At 66.3% G+C, this 22,996-nt stretch carries 23 protein-coding genes; 12 read left to right on the top strand and 11 right to left on the bottom strand.

Features of this window, described 5'->3' with window-relative positions:
- Window positions 1–8: 8 nt before the first annotated feature.
- On the bottom strand, window positions 9–368 hold the full coding sequence (locus tag AOP74_RS01215) for a nucleotide pyrophosphohydrolase (protein WP_061960527.1): 360 nt from the start codon (window positions 366–368) through the stop codon (window positions 9–11).
- A 132-nt stretch (window positions 369–500) separates the two neighbouring features.
- On the opposite strand from AOP74_RS01215, the gene AOP74_RS01210 reads away from it, so the two are divergent.
- The 3 genes from AOP74_RS01210 to AOP74_RS01200 all read left to right on the top strand — a co-directional run bounded on the left by AOP74_RS01210 (window position 501) and on the right by AOP74_RS01200 (window position 4,470).
- A complete protein-coding gene (locus tag AOP74_RS01210) occupies window positions 501–2,378 on the top strand; it encodes a DUF2075 domain-containing protein (protein ID WP_061960526.1) in 1,878 nt (625 codons plus the stop codon).
- Window positions 2,379–2,634: 256 nt separating this feature from the next.
- A complete protein-coding gene (locus AOP74_RS01205; RefSeq protein ID WP_061960525.1) occupies window positions 2,635–3,942 on the top strand; it encodes an MFS transporter in 1,308 nt (435 codons plus the stop codon).
- Between the two features lie 63 nt (window positions 3,943–4,005).
- On the top strand, window positions 4,006–4,470 hold the full coding sequence (locus tag AOP74_RS01200; protein ID WP_061960524.1) for a heme-binding protein: 465 nt from the start codon (window positions 4,006–4,008) through the stop codon (window positions 4,468–4,470).
- Between the two features lie 12 nt (window positions 4,471–4,482).
- Here AOP74_RS01200 and AOP74_RS12180 read toward each other — a convergent pair whose 3' ends face one another.
- The 3 genes from AOP74_RS12180 to AOP74_RS01190 are packed head-to-tail and all read right to left on the bottom strand — an operon-like array spanning window position 4,483 to window position 8,842.
- Entirely contained in the window at window positions 4,483–4,656 is a 174-nt protein-coding gene (locus tag AOP74_RS12180; protein WP_160297430.1) for a hypothetical protein, read from the bottom strand.
- 14 nt (window positions 4,657–4,670) lie between these two features.
- Window positions 4,671–7,652 (bottom strand): AAA family ATPase, encoded by a 2,982-nt coding sequence (locus AOP74_RS01195; protein ID WP_061960523.1) that lies wholly within the window; start codon window positions 7,650–7,652, stop codon window positions 4,671–4,673.
- The gene (locus tag AOP74_RS01190; protein ID WP_061960522.1) at window positions 7,649–8,842 is read right to left on the bottom strand and encodes an exonuclease SbcCD subunit D; all 1,194 of its coding nucleotides are present in this window, start codon (window positions 8,840–8,842) and stop codon (window positions 7,649–7,651) included. The genes AOP74_RS01195 and AOP74_RS01190 overlap by 4 nt, the downstream gene beginning before the upstream one ends.
- A 97-nt stretch (window positions 8,843–8,939) precedes the next feature.
- Between AOP74_RS01190 and AOP74_RS01185 the strand changes: the two genes are divergently transcribed.
- From AOP74_RS01185 to AOP74_RS01170, 4 genes are all read left to right on the top strand, one after another.
- Entirely contained in the window at window positions 8,940–11,246 is a 2,307-nt protein-coding gene (locus AOP74_RS01185; protein WP_061960520.1) for a hypothetical protein, read from the top strand.
- Window positions 11,247–11,414: 168 nt separating this feature from the next.
- Complete coding sequence (locus AOP74_RS01180) at window positions 11,415–11,912, top strand: NYN domain-containing protein (protein WP_061960518.1); 498 nt, start codon at window positions 11,415–11,417, stop codon at window positions 11,910–11,912.
- A gap of 165 nt (window positions 11,913–12,077) precedes the next feature.
- Window positions 12,078–12,503, top strand: a complete 426-nt coding sequence (locus AOP74_RS01175) for a hypothetical protein (protein WP_061960516.1) — start codon at window positions 12,078–12,080, stop codon at window positions 12,501–12,503.
- Window positions 12,500–13,030, top strand: a complete 531-nt coding sequence (locus AOP74_RS01170) for an aminoacyl-tRNA deacylase (RefSeq protein WP_061960514.1) — start codon at window positions 12,500–12,502, stop codon at window positions 13,028–13,030. The genes AOP74_RS01175 and AOP74_RS01170 overlap by 4 nt, the downstream gene beginning before the upstream one ends.
- Window positions 13,031–13,120: 90 nt before the next feature.
- On the opposite strand, the gene AOP74_RS01165 is transcribed toward AOP74_RS01170, so the two are convergent.
- The 6 genes from AOP74_RS01165 to AOP74_RS01145 form a co-directional block, all read right to left on the bottom strand.
- The gene (locus AOP74_RS01165) at window positions 13,121–13,684 is read right to left on the bottom strand and encodes a dienelactone hydrolase family protein (RefSeq protein ID WP_061960512.1); all 564 of its coding nucleotides are present in this window, start codon (window positions 13,682–13,684) and stop codon (window positions 13,121–13,123) included.
- A 61-nt stretch (window positions 13,685–13,745) separates the two neighbouring features.
- Window positions 13,746–14,555, bottom strand: coding sequence for an anti-sigma factor (locus AOP74_RS01160; protein WP_061960510.1), 810 nt, complete (start codon window positions 14,553–14,555; stop codon window positions 13,746–13,748).
- A complete protein-coding gene (locus AOP74_RS01155; protein ID WP_236683693.1) occupies window positions 14,552–15,202 on the bottom strand; it encodes a sigma-70 family RNA polymerase sigma factor in 651 nt (216 codons plus the stop codon). Before AOP74_RS01155 ends, AOP74_RS01160 begins: the two co-directional genes overlap by 4 nt.
- 24 nt (window positions 15,203–15,226) lie before the next feature.
- Complete coding sequence (locus tag AOP74_RS01150; protein WP_061960508.1) at window positions 15,227–15,499, bottom strand: hypothetical protein; 273 nt, start codon at window positions 15,497–15,499, stop codon at window positions 15,227–15,229.
- Between the two features lie 172 nt (window positions 15,500–15,671).
- Window positions 15,672–15,830 (bottom strand): hypothetical protein, encoded by a 159-nt coding sequence (locus tag AOP74_RS12175; RefSeq protein WP_160297429.1) that lies wholly within the window; start codon window positions 15,828–15,830, stop codon window positions 15,672–15,674.
- 117 nt (window positions 15,831–15,947) lie between these two features.
- On the bottom strand, window positions 15,948–17,636 hold the full coding sequence (locus AOP74_RS01145) for a cytochrome c biogenesis protein CcdA (protein ID WP_061960506.1): 1,689 nt from the start codon (window positions 17,634–17,636) through the stop codon (window positions 15,948–15,950).
- A gap of 112 nt (window positions 17,637–17,748) precedes the next feature.
- On the opposite strand from AOP74_RS01145, the gene AOP74_RS01140 reads away from it, so the two are divergent.
- The 5 genes from AOP74_RS01140 to AOP74_RS01120 all read left to right on the top strand — a co-directional run bounded on the left by AOP74_RS01140 (window position 17,749) and on the right by AOP74_RS01120 (window position 21,687).
- Window positions 17,749–18,579, top strand: coding sequence for a patatin-like phospholipase family protein (locus AOP74_RS01140; protein WP_061960504.1), 831 nt, complete (start codon window positions 17,749–17,751; stop codon window positions 18,577–18,579).
- A complete protein-coding gene (locus AOP74_RS01135; protein ID WP_236683692.1) occupies window positions 18,576–19,736 on the top strand; it encodes a 1-acyl-sn-glycerol-3-phosphate acyltransferase in 1,161 nt (386 codons plus the stop codon). Before AOP74_RS01140 ends, AOP74_RS01135 begins: the two co-directional genes overlap by 4 nt.
- Window positions 19,736–20,212: a methyltransferase family protein gene (locus AOP74_RS01130; protein WP_061960502.1), complete on the top strand. Its 477-nt coding sequence runs from the start codon at window positions 19,736–19,738 to the stop codon at window positions 20,210–20,212. The genes AOP74_RS01135 and AOP74_RS01130 overlap by 1 nt, the downstream gene beginning before the upstream one ends.
- A gap of 41 nt (window positions 20,213–20,253) precedes the next feature.
- Window positions 20,254–20,997, top strand: a complete 744-nt coding sequence (locus tag AOP74_RS01125) for an SDR family oxidoreductase (protein ID WP_061960500.1) — start codon at window positions 20,254–20,256, stop codon at window positions 20,995–20,997.
- A gap of 90 nt (window positions 20,998–21,087) precedes the next feature.
- Entirely contained in the window at window positions 21,088–21,687 is a 600-nt protein-coding gene (locus AOP74_RS01120; RefSeq protein ID WP_160297428.1) for a helix-turn-helix domain-containing protein, read from the top strand.
- On the opposite strand, the gene AOP74_RS01115 is transcribed toward AOP74_RS01120, so the two are convergent.
- Window positions 21,684–22,901 (bottom strand): PQQ-dependent sugar dehydrogenase, encoded by a 1,218-nt coding sequence (locus tag AOP74_RS01115; protein WP_061960496.1) that lies wholly within the window; start codon window positions 22,899–22,901, stop codon window positions 21,684–21,686. The two genes, AOP74_RS01120 and AOP74_RS01115, sit on opposite strands and share 4 nt — an antisense overlap.
- Between the last annotated feature and the right edge of the window lie 95 nt (window positions 22,902–22,996).

The following is a 22,996-nucleotide window of genomic DNA, read 5'->3' as shown; positions in this document are numbered from 1 at the left end:
GCAAGAGATTAGTTCTTTAAGGGGGCTTGACCGCGTACGGTTGTCGCGACGAAGCGCTCGCGTGACCCATCAAGCTTCCTGCAGGCGTCCTCGGCGATATCAATCTCGAGCACGTCCGCGAGGCGCAGCAAGTACGTAAGGACGTCCGCAATTTCCTCTCCCGCCCGCTGCTTGCGGGCGGGATCCTGGAACTCAGCCACGGCATCGGCCGCCGGAACCCACTGGAAGAGCTCTGCCAACTCGCCCACCTCGCCCACAAGCGCGAGAACCAGCGACTTGGGGTCATGGAACTGTTCCCAGTCACGTTCGCGGGCGAATTCCCGGATCTCGTGGGTGAGGTGTGCGATCGAGTCGGTTTTGTCACTCATGACATGACTCTCCCACGTGGTCTCAACCAGTGTCAGCCCCGAGCGCTAATGTCGTGAACGTAAGCGCACCGACAGGCTTTTGCTCCGGCAAACACGCCTCCCGCGCAGTATTCGTACTGTCTGGGAGTCCAAATGCAGGTTGTGCGCCACAGCGCCCACACGCTCGCCAACTACGCGAGCCACGATTTCTCACCCGTTGAGGAGTCTCTTGCCGACATGTTCTTCTTTCATGGACTTGGGGTTCCGGGGGCAGGGGAGCGGCAATCGTGGCGGAACAGCATCCCGCAGCTCGCTTCCGTGCTGGCCGATGCTGGGCTGGGACAGGTAGAGGTAATGCTCGAGCACAGGCTCCCGCTGACCAGCAAGCGCGCCGATGCCGTGCTCGCCGGTGTGCACCCCGGCACAGGGGCGCCTTCCTATGTGGTTGTCGAGCTCAAACAATGGGCCAAGGCACGCAGGCACGAGGACTCAGATACTTTGGTGGATGCCGACGGTGTGGCCTACAACCCGGTGTTGCACCCCTCGCTACAGGTGGGCCAGTACGCGCGCTACTACCGGGACTTCGTCAAGGGGCTGGACGACATTCCGGATGCGCTGGTGGGAGCCGCGTACCTTCACAACGCAAATGACTCGGGTGTGGCCGATCTGTGGTCGGTGGCACCCAGTGCCGATGGGCGAATGTTCACCGGACAACGACGCGGGGACTTTGCTGAGTTCTTGACATCACGGTTGGCGCCGGAGGATGGTGCCCGTGCCGCTGACGACTTCCTTTCCTCGGCTATTGCTCCGTCCAAGCAACTACTCAAAGTGGCGGCCGCAGAGATTCGTGACCGCGAGCAGTTCGTCCTGCTCGACGAGCAAAAGGTGGCCTACGAGCTTGTGATGCGGGCGGTGGAAACCGCACGCCAAGCCGACACCAAAGAGGTCGTCATTGTGACTGGCGGTCCTGGCTCGGGAAAGAGCGTGATCGCGTTGTCGCTGCTCGGTGAGCTGGCGCGCCAGGGCCGTGTGGCACTTCACGCGACCGGTTCGCGGTCTTTTACTCAGACGATGCGCAAGGTGGCGGGCAAGGGATCGTCGTCCACCCAGGAACTGTTCAAGTACTTCAACAGCTTCATGGACGCGGAAAAGAACGGGCTCGAGGTGCTGATCCTCGACGAGGCTCACCGAATCCGCGAGACATCCACTACCCGCTACACGCCCAAGGCCGTACGCGAGCAGGCGCGACCGCAGGTCGACGAACTCATGGATGCTGCGCGCGTCCCGGTGTTCCTGCTCGATGAGCACCAAGTGGTGAAGCCGGGTGAACTCGGCACCGTTGCGGACATTCGTGCGCATGCTGCTGTCCGCAACCTACCTGTGCGGCAAGTGGATTTGAACGCGCAGTACCGCGCAGGAGGTAGCGCCGCCTATATCGAGTGGGTGCTACGACTGCTGGGGCTGAGTGATGGCGGACCTATGGAGTGGGGTGGCGACGATGCATTCTCCGTGGAAGTGGTGGACTCGCCGCTCGAGCTTGAGGCCCGACTCGAGTCAAAGCGAGCCGAAGGATTCTCTGCGCGCATGACTGCGGGTTTCTGTTGGTCGTGGTCCAACGCTAAGAATGGCGCACTCGTCGACGATGTGGTCATTGATGGATGGCGCCGGCCGTGGAACTCCAAGGAGGATCGGCGGCTAGGTGACATCCCTCCCTCTGCTCTTTGGGCGTCCGAGCCCGGGGGTGAGGGGCAAGTGGGGTGCGTGTATACGGCGCAGGGTTTTGAGTATGACTGGAATGGGATGATCTTTGGCCCAGATCTGGTCATCCGTGACGGCCGTTGGGTGAGTCAGCGCGAGTACAATAAGGACCCATCGTTCAAGAGCCGGAAGGCAGTGAGCGACGAGGCATTTGACCGCAACGTGCGCAATGTCTACAAGGTGCTCTTGACTCGCGGGATGGTCGGTACCGTTTTGTACTCCACCGATGACGAGACGCGGGAGTTTCTACGGGCCCTGGTGACATTGGGCTGACCTTTCCGTCTAACGCGGCTCAGCGCTGCGTGGTCACCCGCCCAGCGAACAAGTCTTCTTGTGCCCGTCGAACCTTCAAGTGTGGTGTGAGTCGCCGACTCTTGACCAACTCACTGTTCCGGATACACGGCGCTTCGGGTTGGAGGTGGTGCGCGCGTGGGCGGCGGAAGAGCGGAATTACAATTGTGCGGGCTGCAGGACTGCAGTGCCGCGGAGAGCCGCAAGTAGACCACTTTCTGCGTGCCATCATGAACTCGTGCCCTCCCAGCGAATCTTCTCCAAACTCATCAAAACGGATGACGCGGACCTCGACAGCCTGAACGAGGACGCCCGCCCATACGTCGCGGGCAACGCCGTGCGGCAAATGGCGGCTCAGGCCCTTCAGTCCACAGGCGACCAGGTCGTCAATGCCAAGACGGTGTTGCCGTGGTTGATGAATGCGCTGGGTGCGCCGAGCGCATTCGTCGCGTTCCTGGTGCCTATTCGCGAGTCAGGGTCGATGCTTCCGCAGGCCGCGTGGGCGCCCAAGGTTCGCCGCCAGCGGGTGCGCAAGTGGGTGTGGGTCGCGGGAGCCGCCGGACAAGCCTTCGCCACGGCGGTGCTCGCGCTTGTCGCCGCGACCGCCGAAGGCGTGATCGCTGGTGTGGGCGTGCTTCTTGCGCTCGCGGTGTTTGCGTTGGCGCGTTCGCTGACGTCGATTGCCAGCAAAAATGTGCTCGGCCGGACCGTGCCCAAGGGCGTGCGCGGTCAGATCAAGGGGGTCACCACGGTCGCCTCCGCCGTCGTGGCGCTCACGCTCGGGTTGGCGCTACGCGTGTGGGGAGGGGACAGCCTTGGTGTGGGCGTCCTCGCCGCGCTTCTGGGCGGTGCCGCGCTCGCGTGGGCCATCGCCGCCGCCGTCTACGCGACCATCCACGAACCCGCCGAGGACGTTGAGCCCGAGGCCCAATCGGAGGACGGGCCAGGCTGGGCTACTCAGGCCAAGGACCTGTGGAGGGACGATGCCGTGTTCCGCCGGTTCGTCACCGCCCGGGCGTTGCTGTTGGTCGCCGCTTTGAGCCCACCTTTCGTGGTGGGGCTCGGCATCCAGCAGGGCGCTTCCGGGCTGGGGTCTCTTGGTTTGTTCGTGATGGCGCAGGGCATTGCGGGGATCATCGGTGGGCCGCTGTTCGGGCGCCTGGCGGACAAGTCGTCGAGGCGCTTGATGATTGGGGCATCGCTTGCGAGCTCCGCCGTGATCGTGGTGTTCCTCGGACTGCTCGCGCTTCCGGCAACGAGCGAGGCTTTCTGGCTTGCCCCCGCCACCTACCTGTTGCTGGCGCTGGTCCACGTGGGCGCGCGCCTGGCCCGCAAGACCTACGTGGTTGACATCGCGGAAGGGGACCAGCGCACGCAGTACGTCGCCGTCGCCAACACACTGATGGGCATCCTGCTCCTCGCAGCCGGTGGCATCACTGCGGTGCTGTCGGCGTGGGGTCCGCAGTACGCGCTGCTTCTCCTGGCCGCACTCGGTGTCGCGGGCGCGGTGGTGGGGTGCAGTCTCCCCGAGGCCAGCGACGCGTAGGAGCGCTCCATCGCACTGGCGCTTGCGCCACACTGGACGAACAAACCCAACGAAGGGCCACACATGTTTACCGGCATCACCTCCGACATCTGCGCGCAAGCGTGGGACGTCATCACCCCGTCCATCGAGCGCGGCTACGAGCAGGGCCTCCTCAATCGCTTCAAGGGCGGCGTCGTTGTCCTCGACCCAGCCGATACCTCCGGCCCGGCCCTGTTCACCGCGCACCTAGGGGAGGACCCCGAATCCTTCGTTGAGTGGGCGACCGCAAAGGCGGCCGTGGCCGCACGCACCGGGATGGACACCTCTCGCATGCGTGACCACTCGCCGCACCTGTACAGGGCCGGCGACATCAAGTGGCCCGGCGGCATCGCCCGCGAGGGGCTCGTGGTGGCATTCAGCGGAGTCCAGGGCGAGTACGACGAGATGATCGCCGAGTGGCTCGTGAGTGCCATCCGTGCCATCTGCCGCATCGAGTTCGCGGCGCCGGACGGTCCGAGCCTCAACGGCGGACCCTTCCTCGAGGCTTAAGCAGAGCGCGAGCTACTCGTAGTAGCGCCGAATGTCGCCCTCGTCCGGGGGTGGTGTCTTACCCACCGGGCGTGACGGGCCTGCCTGGTCGCCACTGCCGCGCCTGCGCACAACGAAGCCAGACATCACGGCATAGAAGACGAAGGGACTGAGGAACAGCCCCACGAGAAAGCCCACCGATGACATTCGACGCCTCCTGTCTATCGCGTGCTCGACGAGGCGATGCGGCTTGAGCCGTCCTGAGCCTTCACGACGTCGAGCTTCGCGGGGATCTGCTCCTTCATCGCCTCGACGTGGGAGATAAGCCCAATGGTGCGGCCGCCCGCGCGCAACTCGTCGAGCGTGGACATCGCGACCTCGAGGGTGTCTCCGTCCAACGACCCGAACCCTTCGTCAATGAACAAAGTGTCCAGGCGGACGCCCCCGGCTTCCGCGGACACCGTCTCCGCCAGTCCGAGCGCGAGCGAGAGTGACGCCAGGAACGTCTCTCCGCCGGACAGCGACCTGGTGGATCGCGACTGTCCGGTGTGTGAGTCGGCGATCCGCAGTCCCAGGCCCGTCTGGGCATTGCGGTACTGGCGGTCGTCGTCGTGCTCGAGCGTGTACTGCCCGCCGGACATGATCTGCAGGCGCTGATTGGCCGCGGCGACGATCCGCTCCAACTTGGATGCCAGCACAAAGGACTCCAGGCGCATGCGGCGCGCATTGGGTGGCTCTCCCGCGACCGAGTCCGCCAGTGTGAGCGCTACGTCTCGTTGCTCGCGCGCGGATTGCGTCGCTGCAGAGCGGTCCTCGTATTCTGCGCGCATGGTCGCCAGTTGCGTGACCTTCCCGCCAGCGGATGCCTCGGCTGCGACCGCAGCATCGCGCGCCTGGGACGCCTCGACCGACGCGGCTTCGAGCGCCGGGACGTTTGCTTGCGTGTCGGGCAGTTCCTCGCCGGACAGTTCCGCGACGACCGCCTGGGCGCCGCTCAGACGCGTGCGGTGCTGCTCGACAGCGGCCGCCAACGCTTCGAGCGCACCGGGCTCCAGCGCGGCGTCAAGCGCGTCCTCGGCCGAGTCGAATGCACTACCCGCGACCGCATCGGAAACCTCAGCCTCTCGCGTGGCGGCAGAGCGGCGCGCCTCGTCGAGATCACCCGCAGCATTCGCGACCCGCTGCACCAGCGCACGTGCCTCGCCAAGCGCATCGGCGAACTCACGCACCGACTCGTAGCCCTCGGGCACGGAGCCGGTGAGTTCCTCGGCATCGGCGACGTCCTTCTCTGCCGCGGCCAGTGCTGTCTGCGCTTCGCCTACCTTCGCTGACGCGGACTCAACGTCGGCGTCCAGACCGGCGAGCTTCGTCGTCATCGCCTCGATCTCACCGGCGAGTCGGTCGCGTTCTGCCACTGCGTCAGTCGCGCGCTCGTGAGACTCGCGAGCCCCCACCAACGTGGCTTGGGCTTCCTCCTCGTCACCGTCGCCCGCGGCAGAGCGCGCGGCTGCGAGGTCACGCTCCACGGCTTGCGCCGCAGCCGTCGCCGATGACAACGCGGCATGCGCGACATCCATCACCTCACGCGCGGCCTCGACCTGATCGTCGGTCACGTGATCGCTTGACGGCCGCGCCGGGTCAGGATGCTCGGTCGATCCGCACACCTGGCACGGCTCACCAGGAACCAGCGCCTGCGCGAGGTGCGCGGCCTGGGACCTGAGCCTCCGCTGCAGCAACGCGTTGTGGTCCTCAGCGGCCCGCACATGTACCGCGGACGCCCCGCCCTCCGCAGCGCGCGCAGCGGCAAGCTTGGTGTCGAGTTCGGCGACACCGGCGTGGGCGTCGAGCGCTTTCTCCGCGCGCTCCAACGCGTCGGCGGCGTCCTTGACCCTGGCCGATGCCTCAGTCGCCTTTCCCTGCGCCTCCCTCAACGTGTCGAGTTGGGCAGGCAGCGACTCGCGCTGCGTGACGAGGTCCTGGTGGGTGGCGCGGGCCGCGGCCAGCGCGGACTCAGCGGCCGTCTTCGCCGTCCGTAGCGCGGGCAGCTTGTCCTCGGCCTCGAGAGCGGTCGAGAGAGCCCCGATCCGCCCCGCCACATCTTCGACCGCAGCGCGCAACGCATCTTCATCAGCATCGGCAATGTCGCCCCGACTCCACGCCAGAGCCAGGCGGTCATCGGCCGCAGCCGACTCGCACGCAAGCTGGTGACCAGAGCGCGCCCTCTCCAATGACTCTTCAGCCTCGCGCGCAGAAGTGACCGCACCCAGCAGGGGTGCGGCGGCACGCGCCGCCTCGAGGTTCGCGACGTCCGCAGCGTGCGCCTCGGAGCCTTCTTCGAGTTCCGCGAGAGTGGTGCGCGCCCGCTCAAGCCGCGCCCTCTTTTCCTCCGCTTGCTTGGCCTCGGTATGGGCCTTGGCCGCAGCATCGGCCCGCTTGACGGACGCCTCGCGCGCTTGCGTTGCCTCCGTTGCAGCCGTCTCTACCTGCTCAGACGCTTCAATCCACCAGGGCGCCACCTGCGCGGGCTCGGGCGCCTCGTCGCCCACCACGGCGGCGGCGCGCGTCACCAGGTCACTCAAGGCAGCATCGGCCGTCTCGACAGCGCGTCCCCGCTCGCGCGCTACCTCCCGCAGGTGCTCCTCGATTGCGCGGAACCGGCCCGTGCCAAACAGGCTGCGTAGGACTGCGAGGCGTTCCTTGGTGTCTGCCTGGAGGAACTCCTGGAAACGGCCCTGAGCGAGGAGGACGACCTGCAGGAACTGCTCGGCGCTGAGGTGCATGATCTCGGCGATGGCGTTGCCGACCTCGACGGGGCGCACGGCGAGCGCGTCCCAGTCCCCGTCGCGCTCGATCCACAGCTGTGCCTGGGCTGCCTGCTTAGTGAGACCGTCGCCGCGCTGCTTGGGCCGCTTGAACTCCGGGGAGCGGCTGACCTTGTACCGCTGGCCGCCGGCCTCGAACTCGAGGATGACCTCGGTGGGGTCGGTCGGCGTGCAGAAGTGGCTGCGCACAGACTTGTCGGTGCCCTCGTATCGCGGCACCTTGTCGTACAGGGCAAACACGACTGCGTCGAGGGTCGTGGACTTGCCCGCGCCGGTCTTGCCGGTGATGACGAAGATGTCGTCGTCGAACTGTGTGAAGTCGACGGTCTGGCGCGCGAGGTATGGGCCGAAGCCTTCAACGGTGAGGTGGAGGACCTTCATCGCGAGGCCTCCTTGGCGTCGAGGGCGTCCAGTGCGGCGTTGAAGAGGTGCTGCTCCGCATCGGTGGGCCCGGCGCCGTTGCGCACGTAGGCGAGGAACTCGTCGAAGACTTCCGCGTCAGACTTGCCCTCGACGCGCGCGGCGTAGTCTTGCTCGCCGTGGTCGTGGACGTTCGCCGGCCGGTGCGTGAGTGTGACGGCGTGCGGGTAGCGCTCTTGCAGGGTGCGCATGGCGTCACGCGGGAGCTGGTCGTCGGTGAGGACGGCCTCGACCCAGGCGTCGCGCGCGTCCTCGTGGGCGCCGTCCGCGAGAAGCTCGGTGAGCGTTCCTTCGATGCGTACAGCCTGGCGCGGCGTGGGCAGCTCGAGCCATTCCGCCTGCGCGGCGCCAGCGGCGTCGATGTCGACCAGCCACATCCCCTTCGCGCTTGAGCGCTCGCCAAAGCTGAACCGCAGGGGAGCGCCGCTGTAGCGGACGGTGTCGGAAAGGGTCTGCCGTGAGTGGATGTGACCCAGGGCGCCGTAGGCGGCGCCGTCGAACGTGCTGGTCGCCACCAGGTTGAGGCCGCCGCGGGTGATGTCGCGCTCCTCGGCGCGACCGGTGTCCTCCGTGGTCTCGGGAGGTGCCTCGCCGCCCACGCTCGCTGCGAAACAATGCGCGGCGACCACGAACCGTGGTGAGGCGGAAGCGGACCTGGCCGAGGCATCGGCCCGAATCCAGTCCATCGCGAACGTCAGCGCATCCTGATGCGTGCTGCCGGTGAAGTCCTTATAGGCGCTGCGCATGAACTCTGGGTGCAGGTACGGGATTCCATAGACGAGGACCTCGCCGTGCTCGTCGGTGAGGGTCACGGGCGTGAGGTCCGTGTGGTCGGCCTTGATGTGGACGCCGCCTGCGCTCGCGAAGGCCGCGTTGTGCGCCAAGCGCGCCGGGCCGTCGTGATTGCCGGACGTGAGGATGACCTGGGCGCCGGTGTCGCGGATGGCCTTGAGGGCCTCGGCGAGGATGGTGAAGGCGTCGGCCTTGGGCGTGGAGGAGTCGAAGACGTCGCCGGCGACGATGACCGCGTGCACCTCGTGTTCGCGTGCGGCGTCCGCGATGGCGGCGAGTGCGTGGCGCAGATGATCGTCCGTGCTGTGCCCGTGGAATGTGCGGCCGATGTGCCAGTCGCTTGTGTGCAGAAACCTCATGCCTCGCACAGTAGCGGTGGGGTGCGACACGTTCCGCGGCGCCCGCCCGATCAGGGCCATCCTGCGCGTGTCAGGGGCCGGGTGTACGTTCGCGACCATGGAGCCAATTGAGGAGCTGGTGCGCACCCGCGTCCCAGATCGCACCGTGGAGTTACGCGTGCACGGCGTCTCGGGCACACCGCCCGAGGTGTTGCTGGGCTCCTTTCCCGTGCGGGTCGAAGGCAACGCTGACGCGGGGTTCTACCGCTCCCACGACGCGGGCGCGGCCGGCGGGATTGCCGAGGCCTTCAGTTGGGGCGGCCTCACGTCCCGCAAGCGCTCGACCGCCTTGTGGCTCTTCCTCGCGCCGCTGGCGTTGATCAATGTCGCCGGATGGATGACACCGACGCACTCGATGCGCACCCGCGAGGGCCCCGCACAGATGTGGCGAGATGCGGCGATCCGGCTTGTGACCGTGGTCGCGACAGTGCTGGTCGCCGCGGTCGCCGTGCAAGCCGCCGCGTCCGTGCTGGGCCTGATGACGACTGACGCGCCAATGGTGGCTGGACGCGGCACAGCCGTCGTCGGTCTTGCCGCACTCGTGCCATTGGGACTGCATCTCCTGTCAAAGGTCGGCGGCAGGGCCGACGATCGCGAGGAACACGACGACCCCTGGGGTCGTGCGAAGTCGCTCCGCTCACTGGGGCACGCGCACCTCGGCGTCGGGTTGGCCGCCGTCGCTGCGCTGGGGTGGGCGGTGACCGGCGACGTGGGGCGGGCCGATGCTTGGGGCATCACCGCACTCGCAGTCGCGTTGGGTGGCGCGTGCCTTGGCGCCACCGGGATCCTCGCCACGCAGGTGAGGGGGCCCGACCGGTCGCGTTGGATGGGCGCTGCTTCTGCCGGGCTTGGGCTGGGTGCGGTCGTGGTGGCAATGGTGGCGGCCGGACTGCGCGACCATGCGCTCGCGGCCGCTGACGCGCTGACCGTCATCCACATCACCCTCGCGGCCGCGGCCGCCGTGCTGCTGTCCGTCGCGCTGGTGGCGGAGATGCGCATGCCGGTGCGGAGCTCCGCGGGATTCTCGCCTGCGTTCGCGGTGCTGGGCTTCTTCATGGCGTACTCGGCATTCGGGGCGCTGTCCTACGGGATGCTCGCGTTCGCATCGGACCGCTCACCGCAGGCGTTCGTCACCGACCCCGAGCCCGCGACGATGTTCCACTTCATCGACTACTCTGCCTTCGTCCTGACGTGTGCAGTGCTGTGGGCCGCAGGGCGGATCGTTGGGCACGTGCGTCCGCTGGCCCCTGGAGGCGAGCTGGGCGTGGACGCGGCACGGCGTATCCGCGCTGCCATTGCCTACGCGCCAGTGGAACTGCGGCGCGCGGGACTTGGTCTCTTGGCGGCCGCACTAGTGCTTCTCGGGGCGCAACTGTTACGTATTGCCCTTCCGGACGCCGAGTGGGCGCAGCGTGTCGCGCAGGTCGTCATGGAGCCGCGGCTGATCCTGGGCGCGGTGGGCTGGCTGTTTTTGGTCTACCTGGTCGTTCGCGTGTGTCGCGGGCGCCCGGTGGCTTTGCTCGGTGCGGGCGTTGTGGTGGTCGCGCTGGCGGGGCTCGCGTGGCTCATCCATCGCGGTGGGGTCGACGTGCTCGCGTGGGCACGGCTCGACACCGACCTCACCGGAGCCGCCGGGATCGACCACCCGTGGGTCGCCGCCACGTCTTTCACTCTGGTCGCGGTCGTTGCTGCGCTGTTCCTGCCCGCGATCGCTGTGCTCTTCTTCGTCGTGTCCGCCTCTGGCGACCGCGAATCGCGCCGCGGCGTGGGAGTGCTGTGGGACCTCACGAACTTCTGGCCCCGCCTGTACCACCCGTGGGCCCCGCCGCCCTATAGCGAGACGGCGATCCCGGCGCTCGCGACCCGACTGCGCCACCTTCACGCGGACCATCCTGCCCACACCCTCGTGCTCAGCTGCCACAGCCAAGGCGCCGTGCTGGGTTTCCCTGTCATGCGCCGTGTGCTTCACAACACCGAGGTCCCGGGAGGCTCGCTTCGGTACCTGACATACGGCAACTTGCTGTCGGCTCACTATCAGCAGCTGTTCCCGCACCTGTTCGACGACGACAGGCTGGCGTCGCTCGAGACCGCGAACCCTGGGCGGTGGATCAACCTGTTTCGCGAAACCGATCCGCTCGGGCACTCGATCGACGCGATCGGGGACGCCAATCGCCTCGTGGGCCACGCGCCGCCGCGCGGCGTTGATCACGTTCTGACGCATTCGTCGTATCACTACAGCGCCGAGTATCAGGCGGCGCTCGATGATCTAGGTCGCGACCGTGACGGTGCTGATCGCTCGGCGCGAGACGCCGACGGAGCTGCAGCAGGTGGCCGGCGACGATGGTGGCGCCGGACTTCGTCGTAAAGGCCCGAGACGCGGGTGGTCCGTGAGACTGCGACCCGCCTGGAGTGCTAAGGGGGCGCGGTGTGGCACGTGGGGGTGAGGCGGGTGTAGCCGTTCGCCCTCACCGCGCCAATGTCAGTGGTCGGTCTTACAGTCGATTGCAAGAGCACACGACTGAGGGGACGCACCATGAGCAACGACATCGACACCACCGCGCCAGCCCGCAGGCTGATCCTGATTGACGTCGAGAACTTGCTGGGTTGCGAGCCTGCCGCCGCGGAGCCTGGGCTGTTCGCCATTGCCGTGGAGTCCCTGTTGGAGAGCCTCCACTACGACCTGCGCCGCGACCTGATCGTGGTGGGTGTGGGGGTTGACGCTGTGCACCGCGTGTTCGGTCTCGCCGTGCCACACCGCCTCGTCATGAAAGCTGGCCGCGACGGTGCTGACCGCGCGCTGGTGGAGGTTGCAGCGGATCACGACTTCATCGCGAGGCGCTTCAACGAGGTCGTGGTGGCCTCCGGGGATCACGAGTTCATTGAGACGGTCGTGCAGATGAAGGCGCGCCACGTGCGGGTCACGGTCGCCTCGCGTGACGAGGGACTCAACTGCACCCTCGCGCACATCGCTGACGACATCACGTATGTCGCCTCCGCGCGCGACCAGCTCGGCCTGGCGCTCGCGGCCTAGCAGGGCCGATGCTCGGGGTAACCGGGCAACACCGACAGCCCTTGGCAACGGGTTTGGGGAATAGTGACAAGCCTTAGTCACGTTTAGATATACAAGCAAGCGTCACCGGGACAACGGTGACAAAATGGACAGTGATGGCGCGCAATCCCCACATCTGGAGGAAACGTGACAGTCTCAGGAGTCCCATCGCCGGGCATCGGCGAGTGGACGCGACGACGCGGACGTGAGAACCGGGCAACCCCGGGTCAGGTTCAGTCGGCGCCTAGTGGTCCCTTCCCGCTCGAGATCGATGCGGCCCACGAGCCACACGCGGAGCATCCGGCCCGTGAACACGCTAGTAACGTCAATGCCCGCCGCGCGGGTATGGGTGTCGTGGCCATCGAGTGGGCCGTGAAGTTCGCGGTTTTCGCGGGTCTGATCGCGGTGATCTACTTTGCTTGGACCGACAACTGGTTCGGCGCCGCGACCGATGCCGTCGGGTCTTGGTACGGCGAAGAAGTGGCACCGTGGATGGCCATCGACTTTGACAGCGCCGTGGAGCCCGTGGATGGCGTGCCTGCTGATTCGGTCCTGGTGCGGACCGGTCCATGACGGATAGTTCCGTCGACCCCGCCCACGCCGACGTTCCACGCACGCCAGCGCTCGACGCGCTCGTCGACAGCGGTATTGAGCATGAGGTCACGCAGCACGGTCCCGTGAAGTCCCTCGAGGAAGCGGCGCGTGCCCGCGGACTCGACCCACGGCAGCTCCTGAAGACGCTCGTGGTGCGCCGCGGCTCGGGCGACTACCTCTTTGTGCTCGTGCCCGGCGACCGGCAGATCTCGTGGCCCAAGCTTCGCGAGTACCTCGGGGTCAGTCGGTTATCGATGCCGGACAAGGACAAGGCCCGCGACGTGACTGGGTACGAGCGCGGCACCATCACGCCGTTTGGCTCATTGCCGTCGCCCGCGGGCACGCCCTGGCCAGTCATTGCCGATCGCCTCATCGTGTCTCGCGAAGGGCCAGTGTCGATTGGCGGGGGAGCGCACGGCGTGGCCGCAAACGTGGACCCGGCGCAACTGGTCGAGGTGCTCGAGGCCGCTGTTGCCGACGTCACGGAAGGCTTCGACGCGGAGTAACCCGAGCATCGGCCCTCCGCATCAACGGAATCTGACGGCCAGGGCGAGCGAGAAGCCCAAACCCCGCCGAGTATGTACGGCCAGGGGAATTTAGAGGGCGGCGAGCCAGGCTAGGGCGCGCTCTTCGAAAAGGTCTGCGGCGTCCGCGTCGTAATCAGGCAGCGACGGGTCGACGAACATGTGGGCCTGGTCGGCGTAGGTGAAGACATCGGCTGCGGGGGCGGCGCGGTGAAGCGACTCGACCTCATCAGATGTGCACCAATCGTCCGGCTCCGCGACGTGGATCTGAAGCGCGACATTGGGCCGCCACGACGAGCCCAAGTTGTCCGGTGCGGACACCCCGCCCATCAACAGGCAACCGCGCATGCGCCGCACGTGCTGCGCGACCAGTTGCGCCTGCATGGTGCCCATCGAGAACCCGATCGTCACATCCGCATCGCGATGCTTGCGCGCCGAGCGCATACCCACGTGGGCAATGGCGTCGCGCCCAATGGTCTCGGCAAAGCCGATGCCCTCGTCAAGATTGGTGAAGACGCGCCCCGAGTAGGTGTCGGGGGTGTACACGGTGTGGCCGTCGGCACGCAGGCGATCCGCGAACGCACACAGCCCGCCAGTGAGGCCGTGCGCGTGGTGGAAAAGCATGACGTTCGCCATGTCTTCAGTCTTCCCCGAGATGCTCACCGGCGCGCGGTGAACCGGGATGCGCGCGGAAACTTCAGGCTTTAGTAGGCATGTTGGTGACGCACACGGGATCCGAGGTGGGCTCCTGCGAGCCGCCCGGAGGCTCCATCGTGACCGCAACGGCAGCGACGTCACCCATCGCGCCCTCGGCAACGGCCATGTACTCGCCGTCGTGCGGCATGAACGTGGGGCCGGCCATCTTGGAGCCGTCGGCCATCACGAGCCACAACTGGTACTCCATGCCGTCCTCGGGCATGGGGGCAGACGTGCCCATCACTGCGAGCGAGTCCATGCGCTCGCTCGTGACGACGTGGCCCTTGCCCAGTTCGAGGTCCATCGAGTTGGCGTCCGGCGCAGACGCGACCATCATCACGTCCTTCTCGATGGCGAGCTCGGACTCGCGGTCGGAGCGCACGTCCATCCAGGCCACTCCAGCCAGCGTTAGCACAACGGCGGAGGCTGCGGCGACTGCGGACACTGCCCATCCGCGGCGGGCGCGGCGGTGGCGGCGGGCGCTCAGGTCATCGCCGGAATTGGCTTTCAACACCTCGGTGTCGGAATCGTGGGTGCGCGGCCCAGCGGCGCCGGTCTCAGCAACGCCCGATTCCACGATGGGAGGCAACTGCGACGTGCGCCGCACCTCGTCCATCACGGAACCCTTGAGGCTCAGCGGGGGAGCGGTCTCTTCGCCCAGGGCGAGCTCTTCGACGGCGCCTGCGAGCGACACGACCTCTTCCTGGCAGTCCTCGCAGGAGGTCAGGTGCGCCTCAAACGCGGTGCGCTCGAGCTCGGTGAGGGCGTCCACGGCGTAGGGCGCGGCAAGGGAGTGAATGTTGTCGTTCATCGTTCCACTCCCCACGAGTCTCGCAGTTTGATAAGGGCGTCGCGGATGCGCGCCTTGGCTGTGCCTAGCGGCACGTCGAGGGCATGCGCCACCTCGCGGTGCGTATACCCCTTGAAGTAAGTCAACTCAATTGCTTCGCGCTGGCGTTCGGTCAGTGCGGTCATTCCGGCCCGAACGCGCGCTGCGCGCCACTGGCCGTGCATCTGGTCCACGACATCGTCCTGCTCGCCGTGGTCCACCTCGGCTGCGACGCCGTGGTTGAGCATGCGGTCGGTATGTGCCTGCTCGGAGCGGACGCGGTCAACGGCGCGGCGGTGGGCGATCGTGAGGATCCACGAGCGCGCGGTGCCGGCGCTGCGGTCAAAGCGCGACGACTGCCGCCACACCTCAACCAGCGCTTCCTGTGCCACGTCCCGTGCCATTTCGCGGTCGCGCACAATGCGCACGGCCAGGCCGAACACCGCCGCGGCGACGAGGTCGTACAGCGCTTGAAACGCCTCCTCGTCACCGCGGGCGGTGCTTTCGAGCAAGGATGCGAGGGCTTCCGGGGAATCGGGTTTCGCGTCCTTGCTGGTGGCGCCAGAGGTCTCCGAGGGGACGGCGCGCAAGTGCCGTTGAGCGCTCATCGCGTCATCCCTCTCGTCCATCTCCGTCACATTCCTCGCGTTAGGTTACGCGTCGTCCTCTTCCATGGAGTCGTCCTCCATGGCGTCATCTTCTTCCATCGAGTCCTCGTCGTGCTCCATGGAGTCGTCTTCCATGGCGTCTTCCTCCATGGCGTCGTCCTCTTCCATCATCGCGTCTTCCGAGGGCTCCATGGACTCTTCCATCATGGTGTCTTCGCTCATGGCGTCCTCGGGCTCGGACGAGTCGCCACAGGCAGCCAGCAGCGAGCCGGACAGCAGGATGACCGCGGGAACGGCGAATGTGCGTAGTGCAGGCATGATTCCTCCTTGCGTTGGTGCGGGCCAGGGGTGGCCCGATATCAAGCATTCGGAGGGCCGATGCTTGCGGATGGGTGCAGCGTTCTCTTTTGTTGCGCATGGGTCCAGACATGGGCCGAGGGGCGACCCCGCATGCTGCGGTGCCGCCCCTCGGATGGGAGGGTGAGGGGTCTTAGCCCTCGGAATCCATCGTGGATTCCATGGTGGACTCCATCTCGGTGTCCATCGTTGAGTCGTCGCTGGTGTCCGACGATGAGTCTCCGCAACCGGCCAGCAGTGAGCCGGCGAGTAGAACGGTGGCGGGAAGGGCAAGTGCCTTACGAAGCTCCATGGTGGATACCTCCTGGGGACTTAGTACTGCGGCGAGCCACTCTGACCCGCCTCTACCATTCACGCCCGAAATGTCCGTTTCTTCCACTCGAGACGGGCAAAATCTTGGCCAAGTCCTTTACCCAAAGGTGAAGGCGTAAACCTCGATGCCTTCCTCGAACTCGATGTCGATGACGTCGCGCTCGGGTTCCCCGAGCACCAGGTCGTAGCGATCCGAGGTGCCGTCCACGACCACCTCGGTGGTCTCACCCGTCGATTGGGAAGTGACGGTTACGGTTCCCTCACCTGCCATGACGAGGTGAACATCGGCCGCGTAATAGTTCAAGGTGAGTGAAGCATCGGCCCCAGCCAAGGCGTACTCGTCGGTCAAGGTCCACTCGCCCCGATAGGCGAACATGTCCTCGCCGGGCGTGGACCCGTAGGTGTAAGTCGTGGGCTCGTCGCGGACAACCTGGTCCTCGTTCTCGGCGTACTCGAGGCGTCCGTAGCCCACGTACGTCTCGTGGGTGCGGCCCGAGGTGTGGTTGCCGGGATCGGCCTCGACGACGTCCTGCTGATCGGAGTCGAGGAGCTCCTGGATCAGTCGCTCGGTGTCGTCGTAGGCACCCTCGCCGTAGTGGACCTGAACCACGGTTCCGGACGAGTCCACGAGGTAGTGGGCGGGCCAGAAGCGCTGGTCCCACTCGCGCCAGGTCTCGAAGTCATTGTCGATCGCGATGGGGTACTCGATCCCGTAGCGCTCGGCTGCGTCCTCGACATTGCCCACCTCCTTCTCGAATGCGAATTCGGGGGAGTGCACGCCCACGATTGTCAGGCCCTCATCGCGGTAGCGGTCGTCCCACTCGGTGATGTAGGGGAAGGTGCGCTGGCAGTTGATGCAGGAATAGGTCCAGAAATCGATCAGCACGGGGCCGTCGAGGTTGTCGAGATCAACGGCCTCGCCATCCGGGGTGTTGAGCCACTCTTGGATTCCGGGGAGGTCGCGGGCGGGGCCGCAATTGCGCAGCACGTCGCCTCCTGCGTCCTCGCACTCGTCGAAGGTCATCGCGCCAACAGCGGCTGTTTGCTCTTCGCGGCCCTGGAGATCGTCGAGTTCGGTGCGGACGGTGTCGTTGTCCTCGATGGCCTCCTGGGCGCTGGCGAGCACGCCGGGAACCCAGCGCTGCAGCGGCTCGGCGATATTTGTCGCGATGACCAGGGCGGTGAGCATGAGGACCACGCCGGAGCCGATGCGGATAGCGTTCAGGCGTTCACGCACGAAGGAGATGCGCGAGCCCATGGCCTGACCCGCGAGCCCGAAGCCCAGCAGGGGGATTGCGATTCCGGCGGCGAAGGACAACGTCAGAGTCACGAGTCCCCAGCTGAAGCCATTGGTGGCGGCGAGAACGGTGATGGACGCGAGGATGGGGCCGGCGCACGGAACGAAGACGAGTCCGAGCGCAAGGCCCATGACGAAGCCGTTGCCGTCGCGGTCCATCTGGATGGGACGAATGCGCTCGAACGGGCGCTGGAGCAGTTCACCCAGCGGCGGGATCGCCAGTCCCAGTCCCACGATGGCGAGGATGATGATTCCCGCCCAGCGGAGCAGGTCATCGGGCAGGCCGAGCGAACTGAGGAGCAGGCCACCCAACAGCGTGAAGAACGCGAAGCTGGTGACGAGACCCAACACAACGATGAGGGGCCGGCGGCGCGACGTGGCGCCATCTTGGACGGAACTTGTGAGGATCGCAGGGAGGACCGGCAGCACACACGGGCTCAGCGCCGTGATGATGCCGGACAGGAAGCCGACGATGGTGAGCGTGATCATGTGGGGCATTCGGTGCCAAGCGGCCCGAGGTTGGGTCGCGCTGTCTGGCCGGCAAGGCAACAGGGCCGATGCCGTCCGCAGCCGTGTGGGTGGGTGCGGCTAGCCTGGTCACATGACAGTCGGATTCGTCCTTGGTGGCGGCGGGGTACGTGGAGCCGTCGAGGTAGGTATGTTGCGTGCCTTGTTCGAGGCCGGCGTGACGCCGGACCTGGTCGTTGGCACGTCGATCGGAGCCATTAACGGCGCCGCGGTTGCGCACAAGCCCAGCATGGATGTGATTGAGCAGCTCGAGACCGCGTGGAAGTCCAAGACGGCCTCCACCATCTACGGCGAACCTTTCACCAAGCAACTCACCCGCTTGGCGCGCTCGCGGACGCACCTCAACTCGCATGTGCCGCTCAAGAAGCTCATTGAGTCAGTGCTGGACGACGTCCGCACGTTCGAGGACCTTGAGATCCCGCTGGCCGTCTGCGCGGCGTCGATCGAGCGAACTGCCGAGACCTGGTTCGATTCCGGCCCGCTCATGAACGCCGTCATCGCGAGCGCATCCGTGCCCGCGGCGCTGCCGCCTACCCTCATCGATGGCGAGCACTACGTCGACGGCGGAGTCGTGAACTCAATCCCCTTGGGCGAAGCGATCAAGCGCGGCGCGAATACCGTCTACGTGTTGCAAGTGGGCCGCATCGACGAGCCATTGTCCGTGCCGACCAACCCCGCAGACGTGGGCAAGGTCACATTCGAGATCTCCCGTCGCCACCGCTTTGTGCGCGAGATGTCCGAGGTCCCCGAGGGCGTCACCGTTCACGTCTTGCCCTACGGTGGTCCCCAGCCTGGCGACACCAAACTGGGCGCCTATAAGGACCTCGAACTGGCGCAGGTGCGCATGAACGCTGGGTATGAGGCATCGGCAACATACCTGTGCGAGGCCGGAGTCGGTCAGTGAGTTCGCACTCCGAGGACCGCAAACGGGCAAAGGCCCTCCGACGCATTTCGTGGTCACTCCCACCCGTGTGGGTGCGCCGCTGCGTGATTGCGCCGTTCATTGTCCTGCTGGCACTCGCGTGGACGCCAGCTGCACTGTGGCTGGCGATCCTGATCGCAGGTGTGGTGGCGTGGGCGCTGCCTGGCCGTCTGCGGTTGTTCCGTATCTTCTTCATGGCCGGGCTGTATTTGCTGTGGGACGCGATGGCGCTCGTGTGGATGTTCGGCTTGTGGATCGTGTCCGGCTTTGGCTGGAAGGTCCGCACGGACCGCTTCCAGCGTGAGCACTACAAGCTGGCGGGAGTGATGCTGAAGTCGCTGTTCGCAGCTGCGCGTCGCATCCTGCGCCTCACCATCGAGTTTCGTGACGCAGACTTCGATGCGGTGGCACCTGGCCGGCCCATCATCGTCGTCTCCCGCCACGCGGGCCCCGCCGACTCCTTCATCATCGTGGAGTCGCTCATCAACCGGTTCAAGCGCGAGCCGGCCATCGTCCTCAAGGACACGCTGCAATGGGACCCTGCCGTTGACGTGCTCCTCAACCGTGTCCCCACGCGCTTCGTCTCGCCGTACAAGCGACGCAAGCCTGGCGCTGCCAGCGGCACGGCATCCGTCGGGTCCCTGGCCGCCGGGCTCAAGGGCGACGACGCACTGCTGATCTTCCCTGAAGGCGCCAACGCGACACCCAAGCGCCGCGACCGCCGTATCGAGCAACTGCGCCGCTCCGGGCACGAGGAACTCGCCGCCCGCGCCGAGTCCATGCCCCATGTGATGCCGCCGCACGCCGGGGGAGTGCTGTCCGCAATGGAGGCCTGCCCAGAGGCGACCATCGTGATGGTGGCCCACACCGGTCTTGAGCGACTCTCGACAGTGCGCGACATATGGCGCGAACTCCCGGTCGATAAGGAGATCATCCTGCGCGGTTGGGCTACCGACCCCGCCAACATTCCTGAGGGCCGCGAAGCCCGCGAGGAGTGGCTCTTTGATTGGTGGGAGCGGATCGACGCCTGGATTGATGAGAACCAGCCGCAGACCTCGCCCGAGGCCGTCGCCAAGGCCCGTCGCGAGAGCCGACGCGAGTCCAAGGCCGCAAAGCGCAAAGAAAAGGCAGCCCAGTGATGTCCCGTTTCAGCGAGATCGTGAGCGAGGGCCGGTGGGTCATGGTCGCCGTGCAAGGCCTCCTTTTCCTCGCCGTTGCCGTTACCGCATTTGTGACCGTCGGCCCGTCGTTGTGGTCGTCGCTATGGGTGGCCTTGGTGCTGATCGTCGGGGGAGCGATCGGCGTGATCTCGACGGGGCGCTCGCTCGGTGGATCCCTCACGCCGTCTCCCGTGCCCAACGGGGAAGGGCTCGTCGCGCGCGGGCTCTACCGCTGGGTCCGCCACCCCATGTACACCGCGCTGATCATGATGTGCGCGGGCATCGCGGTCAGCGCCGGAACCATCGCGTGCTGGCTCAGCGTCCTCGCGCTGATCATCTTCTTCGAGGTGAAGACCCGGGTCGAGGAGCGCTACCTTGCCAGCAGCTACGAGGGCTATCCCGAGTACGCCGCACGCACCGGCAAGTTCCTGCCTGGCGTCGGCAAGCGACGCTGACGGGCCGATGCTCGGGTGGCCCCGGCTACTAGGCTCACCTCATGACTGAGACACCTTTGCATGCTGTGGTGACTGGAGCATCGTCCGGTATTGGTGCAGCCACCGTCCGCGACCTGATTGGACTGGGATGGCGAGTCACCGCGGTGGCGCGTCGCGCCGACCGCCTCGAGGCCCTTGCGGCTGAGACCGGCTGTGCGGTTGCTGTCGCGGACATCACCAGCGACGCAGACGTCGAGGCGCTCGCGGCCGGGCTCGAAGGCCCGGTGCACGCACTGGTCAACAACGCCGGCGGCGCGATCGGGTGGGAAAACGTTGCGGTCTCCGACCTGGATGCATGGACCCAGCAGTACGCGCTCAATGTGGTGGGCACAGTCCGTGTGACCAAGGCGCTCCTGCCGCTTCTGGAAGCGTCGGGCCGTGGCGACATCGTGAACCTCACCTCGACTGCAGGGCATGAGCCCTACGAGAACGGCGCCGGATACGTCGCCGCTAAGCATGCCGAGGCCGCCATGACACGGACACTCCGGCTCGAACTGACGGGCAGCGGCGTGCGCGTGATCGAGATCGCGCCGGGCATGGTGAAGACGGAAGAGTTCTCAAAGAAGCGTTTTGACGGTGACGAAGACAAGGCTGCTGCTGTGTATGAAGGCGTCGAGCCCCTGACAGCAGCCGACGTCGCCGATGCCATCTCCTACGCTTTGACCCGTCCGCACCACATGAACGTCGACCTCATGGTGCTGCGTCCTCGCGAACAGGGTGGAGCCACCAAGCTCGTGCGACGTTAACGTTCAGCCTGGAAAACGACGGTTGTCGGTTATGTGCGGATTGTGCGCGGGGTGCTCGTTACCTGGCGTTAAGTGAGTAACATGACGCGGGTGGCTAGCGAACGAGCAAGACTTCTCCTGCACCCTGTGCGTATGCAGGTGGCGATGGCGCTGAGCCAGGACGAGCTCACCGCGCGCGAGTTGCAACAACTGCTTCCCGATGTCCCGCAGGCCTCCCTGTACCGCGCAATCAAGCAATTGTTCACCGGTGGCGCCATTGAGGTGGTCAAGGAAGAGCGCAAGGGCGGCGCCGTTGAGCGCACCTATAGTGCGGTCCCAGAAGAGACGCTCATGACGCCGGAGGAGTTCACGTCATCGGACGGCGCCGAGTTCATGGCGGCCGTCCAGACGTTCGCTGATTGGATTCCAGCAACCGTGGCGCGATCGATCGCTCATGACGGACCCCAGTGGCGCGAAGACCGCTATTCGCTGCGTCACGAGTCGGTCTGGCTCACCGCTGCCGAACGTGAAGAGCTCTCGTCTGACCTCAAGGCTGTGTACGCCAAGTACTCGGCGCTGCCCGAGCGTGATGATGCTCGGCGTCACGCGCTCATGGTCGTCGCGGTGCCCGAGACCGGCGTCATCGAGCCGTCAGACGTCGCCGACGTTCCTGTCGACGACGATCGTGTCGACGAGGAGCCTAATAACTAGTCGACCTCGAGCTGCAGCCGCACGAGTCGATCATCGCCCGTTGTGGGCGAGCCGCGCCCGTCGGTATTGTTCGTGAGAGCGTGAAGCGATCCGTCGGCGTCCACGACCGCCGCGCGCAGGCGCCCCAAATCTTCAACGATGGTCTCAGGCTCACTGAAGCCAGCATCGGCCCTCCACGGGATCCAAAAGAGAGCTTCGCCACGTAGTGCGGCGACAAATACTCCAGCCTCTGTGGCGGCGATGCCGCTGGGCGACGCCGTCGACGTCGGAGACCACTGCGCGACGGGATAGGTAAATCCGTTGGCCGTCTCGCCCAACTCGGTGCCCTCGGGTGCGCCAAAGAGTCCCTCGAATGCGGGCCAGCCGTAGTTTGCGCCCGGTTCGATGACGTTGAGTTCGTCCGCTTGCGACTGCCCAAACTCGCTGGCGACCATGGTGCCGTCCGGAAGCCACGCGAGGCCCTGTACGTTGCGGTGCCCCATGGACCACACGGGTGAATCGAAGGGGTTCCCCTCCGGCACAGAACCGTCCGCATCGCTGCCGTCGGCGGTGACTCGTAGGATCTTTCCGGCGAGCGAGTCTTGATCCTGCGCTAGGCCGGGTTGTGCCGCGTCGCCGGTTGCGACGTAGAGGTGCCCGTCCGGGCCAAAGGCGATGCGGCCGCCGTCGTGGTTCGACGCCTTGGGGATCCCGGTGAGGACATCGGCGGGGACGGAGAGGCTGTCACCGTCGAGGTCCATACGTACCACCGCATTGCCGTCGGCGCGCGTGAGGTAGGCGTACAGCATGGACTCGTCCGTCGGCAAGAGCGTGATCCCGAGCAAGCCGGCCTCGCCCGTGGGGTCGGTAGCCTCCGCGATGGCGTCCGCACCTGGGCCGTTCAGGGTAGTGGTCTCGCCGTCGACCACGCGCACAATGCGGCCGGCATCGCGTTCGGTGATGAGTGCCGCGCCGTCGGACGTGAAGACTGCCTCCCACGGGGCATCGAGGTCCGTCGCGATATCGGTGGAGCCGGTCACGGTGATCGACTCGACGGGGTCGCTGACAGTCGGAGGGACGATGCTCGTGTCACCTGAGTTGTCGGGCGCGGCGGACGCGGTGACTCCCGGGACCGGGAGGCCGATCGTCGCCGAGGGCGTTGCCTCAGGGGAGTCGCCTGAGCATGCGGTGATAGCGAGCGCTGTTGCTGCAGCTGTCGCGATGGCGCGGATCATGGAGCCTCCTCTTCTCACCAGTGTGACGCGCGGGCCGCCCCGCGTCGCCCCAGCAGGTGCTCAGTGCCCGAATCGACGCGATATGGGCACTGAGC

Origin of the sequence: Demequina flava (assembly GCF_000975035.1) — a bacterium.
Lineage (GTDB): Bacteria > Actinomycetota > Actinomycetes > Actinomycetales > Demequinaceae > Demequina > Demequina flava.
This window is presented reverse-complemented; position numbering and strand designations above follow the sequence as displayed.

Excerpts from the sequence above, each read along its gene's own strand:
- AOP74_RS01215 (WP_061960527.1), bottom strand. The coding sequence starts at position 368 with ATGAGTGACAAAACCGACTCGATCGCACACCTCACCCACGAGATCCGG.
- AOP74_RS01210 (WP_061960526.1), top strand. The coding sequence starts at position 501 with ATGCAGGTTGTGCGCCACAGCGCCCACACGCTCGCCAACTACGCGAGC.
- AOP74_RS01200 (WP_061960524.1), top strand. The coding sequence starts at position 4,006 with ATGTTTACCGGCATCACCTCCGACATCTGCGCGCAAGCGTGGGACGTC.
- AOP74_RS12180 (WP_160297430.1), bottom strand. The coding sequence starts at position 4,656 with ATGTCATCGGTGGGCTTTCTCGTGGGGCTGTTCCTCAGTCCCTTCGTC.
- AOP74_RS01195 (WP_061960523.1), bottom strand. The coding sequence starts at position 7,652 with ATGAAGGTCCTCCACCTCACCGTTGAAGGCTTCGGCCCATACCTCGCG.
- AOP74_RS01190 (WP_061960522.1), bottom strand. The coding sequence starts at position 8,842 with ATGAGGTTTCTGCACACAAGCGACTGGCACATCGGCCGCACATTCCAC.
- AOP74_RS01185 (WP_061960520.1), top strand. The coding sequence starts at position 8,940 with ATGGAGCCAATTGAGGAGCTGGTGCGCACCCGCGTCCCAGATCGCACC.
- AOP74_RS01180 (WP_061960518.1), top strand. The coding sequence starts at position 11,415 with ATGAGCAACGACATCGACACCACCGCGCCAGCCCGCAGGCTGATCCTG.
- AOP74_RS01170 (WP_061960514.1), top strand. The coding sequence starts at position 12,500 with ATGACGGATAGTTCCGTCGACCCCGCCCACGCCGACGTTCCACGCACG.
- AOP74_RS01165 (WP_061960512.1), bottom strand. The coding sequence starts at position 13,684 with ATGGCGAACGTCATGCTTTTCCACCACGCGCACGGCCTCACTGGCGGG.
- AOP74_RS01160 (WP_061960510.1), bottom strand. The coding sequence starts at position 14,555 with ATGAACGACAACATTCACTCCCTTGCCGCGCCCTACGCCGTGGACGCC.
- AOP74_RS01155 (WP_236683693.1), bottom strand. The coding sequence starts at position 15,202 with ATGGACGAGAGGGATGACGCGATGAGCGCTCAACGGCACTTGCGCGCC.
- AOP74_RS01150 (WP_061960508.1), bottom strand. The coding sequence starts at position 15,499 with ATGCCTGCACTACGCACATTCGCCGTTCCCGCGGTCATCCTGCTGTCC.
- AOP74_RS12175 (WP_160297429.1), bottom strand. The coding sequence starts at position 15,830 with ATGGAGCTTCGTAAGGCACTTGCCCTTCCCGCCACCGTTCTACTCGCC.
- AOP74_RS01145 (WP_061960506.1), bottom strand. The coding sequence starts at position 17,636 with ATGATCACGCTCACCATCGTCGGCTTCCTGTCCGGCATCATCACGGCG.
- AOP74_RS01140 (WP_061960504.1), top strand. The coding sequence starts at position 17,749 with ATGACAGTCGGATTCGTCCTTGGTGGCGGCGGGGTACGTGGAGCCGTC.
- AOP74_RS01130 (WP_061960502.1), top strand. The coding sequence starts at position 19,736 with ATGTCCCGTTTCAGCGAGATCGTGAGCGAGGGCCGGTGGGTCATGGTC.
- AOP74_RS01125 (WP_061960500.1), top strand. The coding sequence starts at position 20,254 with ATGACTGAGACACCTTTGCATGCTGTGGTGACTGGAGCATCGTCCGGT.
- AOP74_RS01115 (WP_061960496.1), bottom strand. The coding sequence starts at position 22,901 with ATGATCCGCGCCATCGCGACAGCTGCAGCAACAGCGCTCGCTATCACC.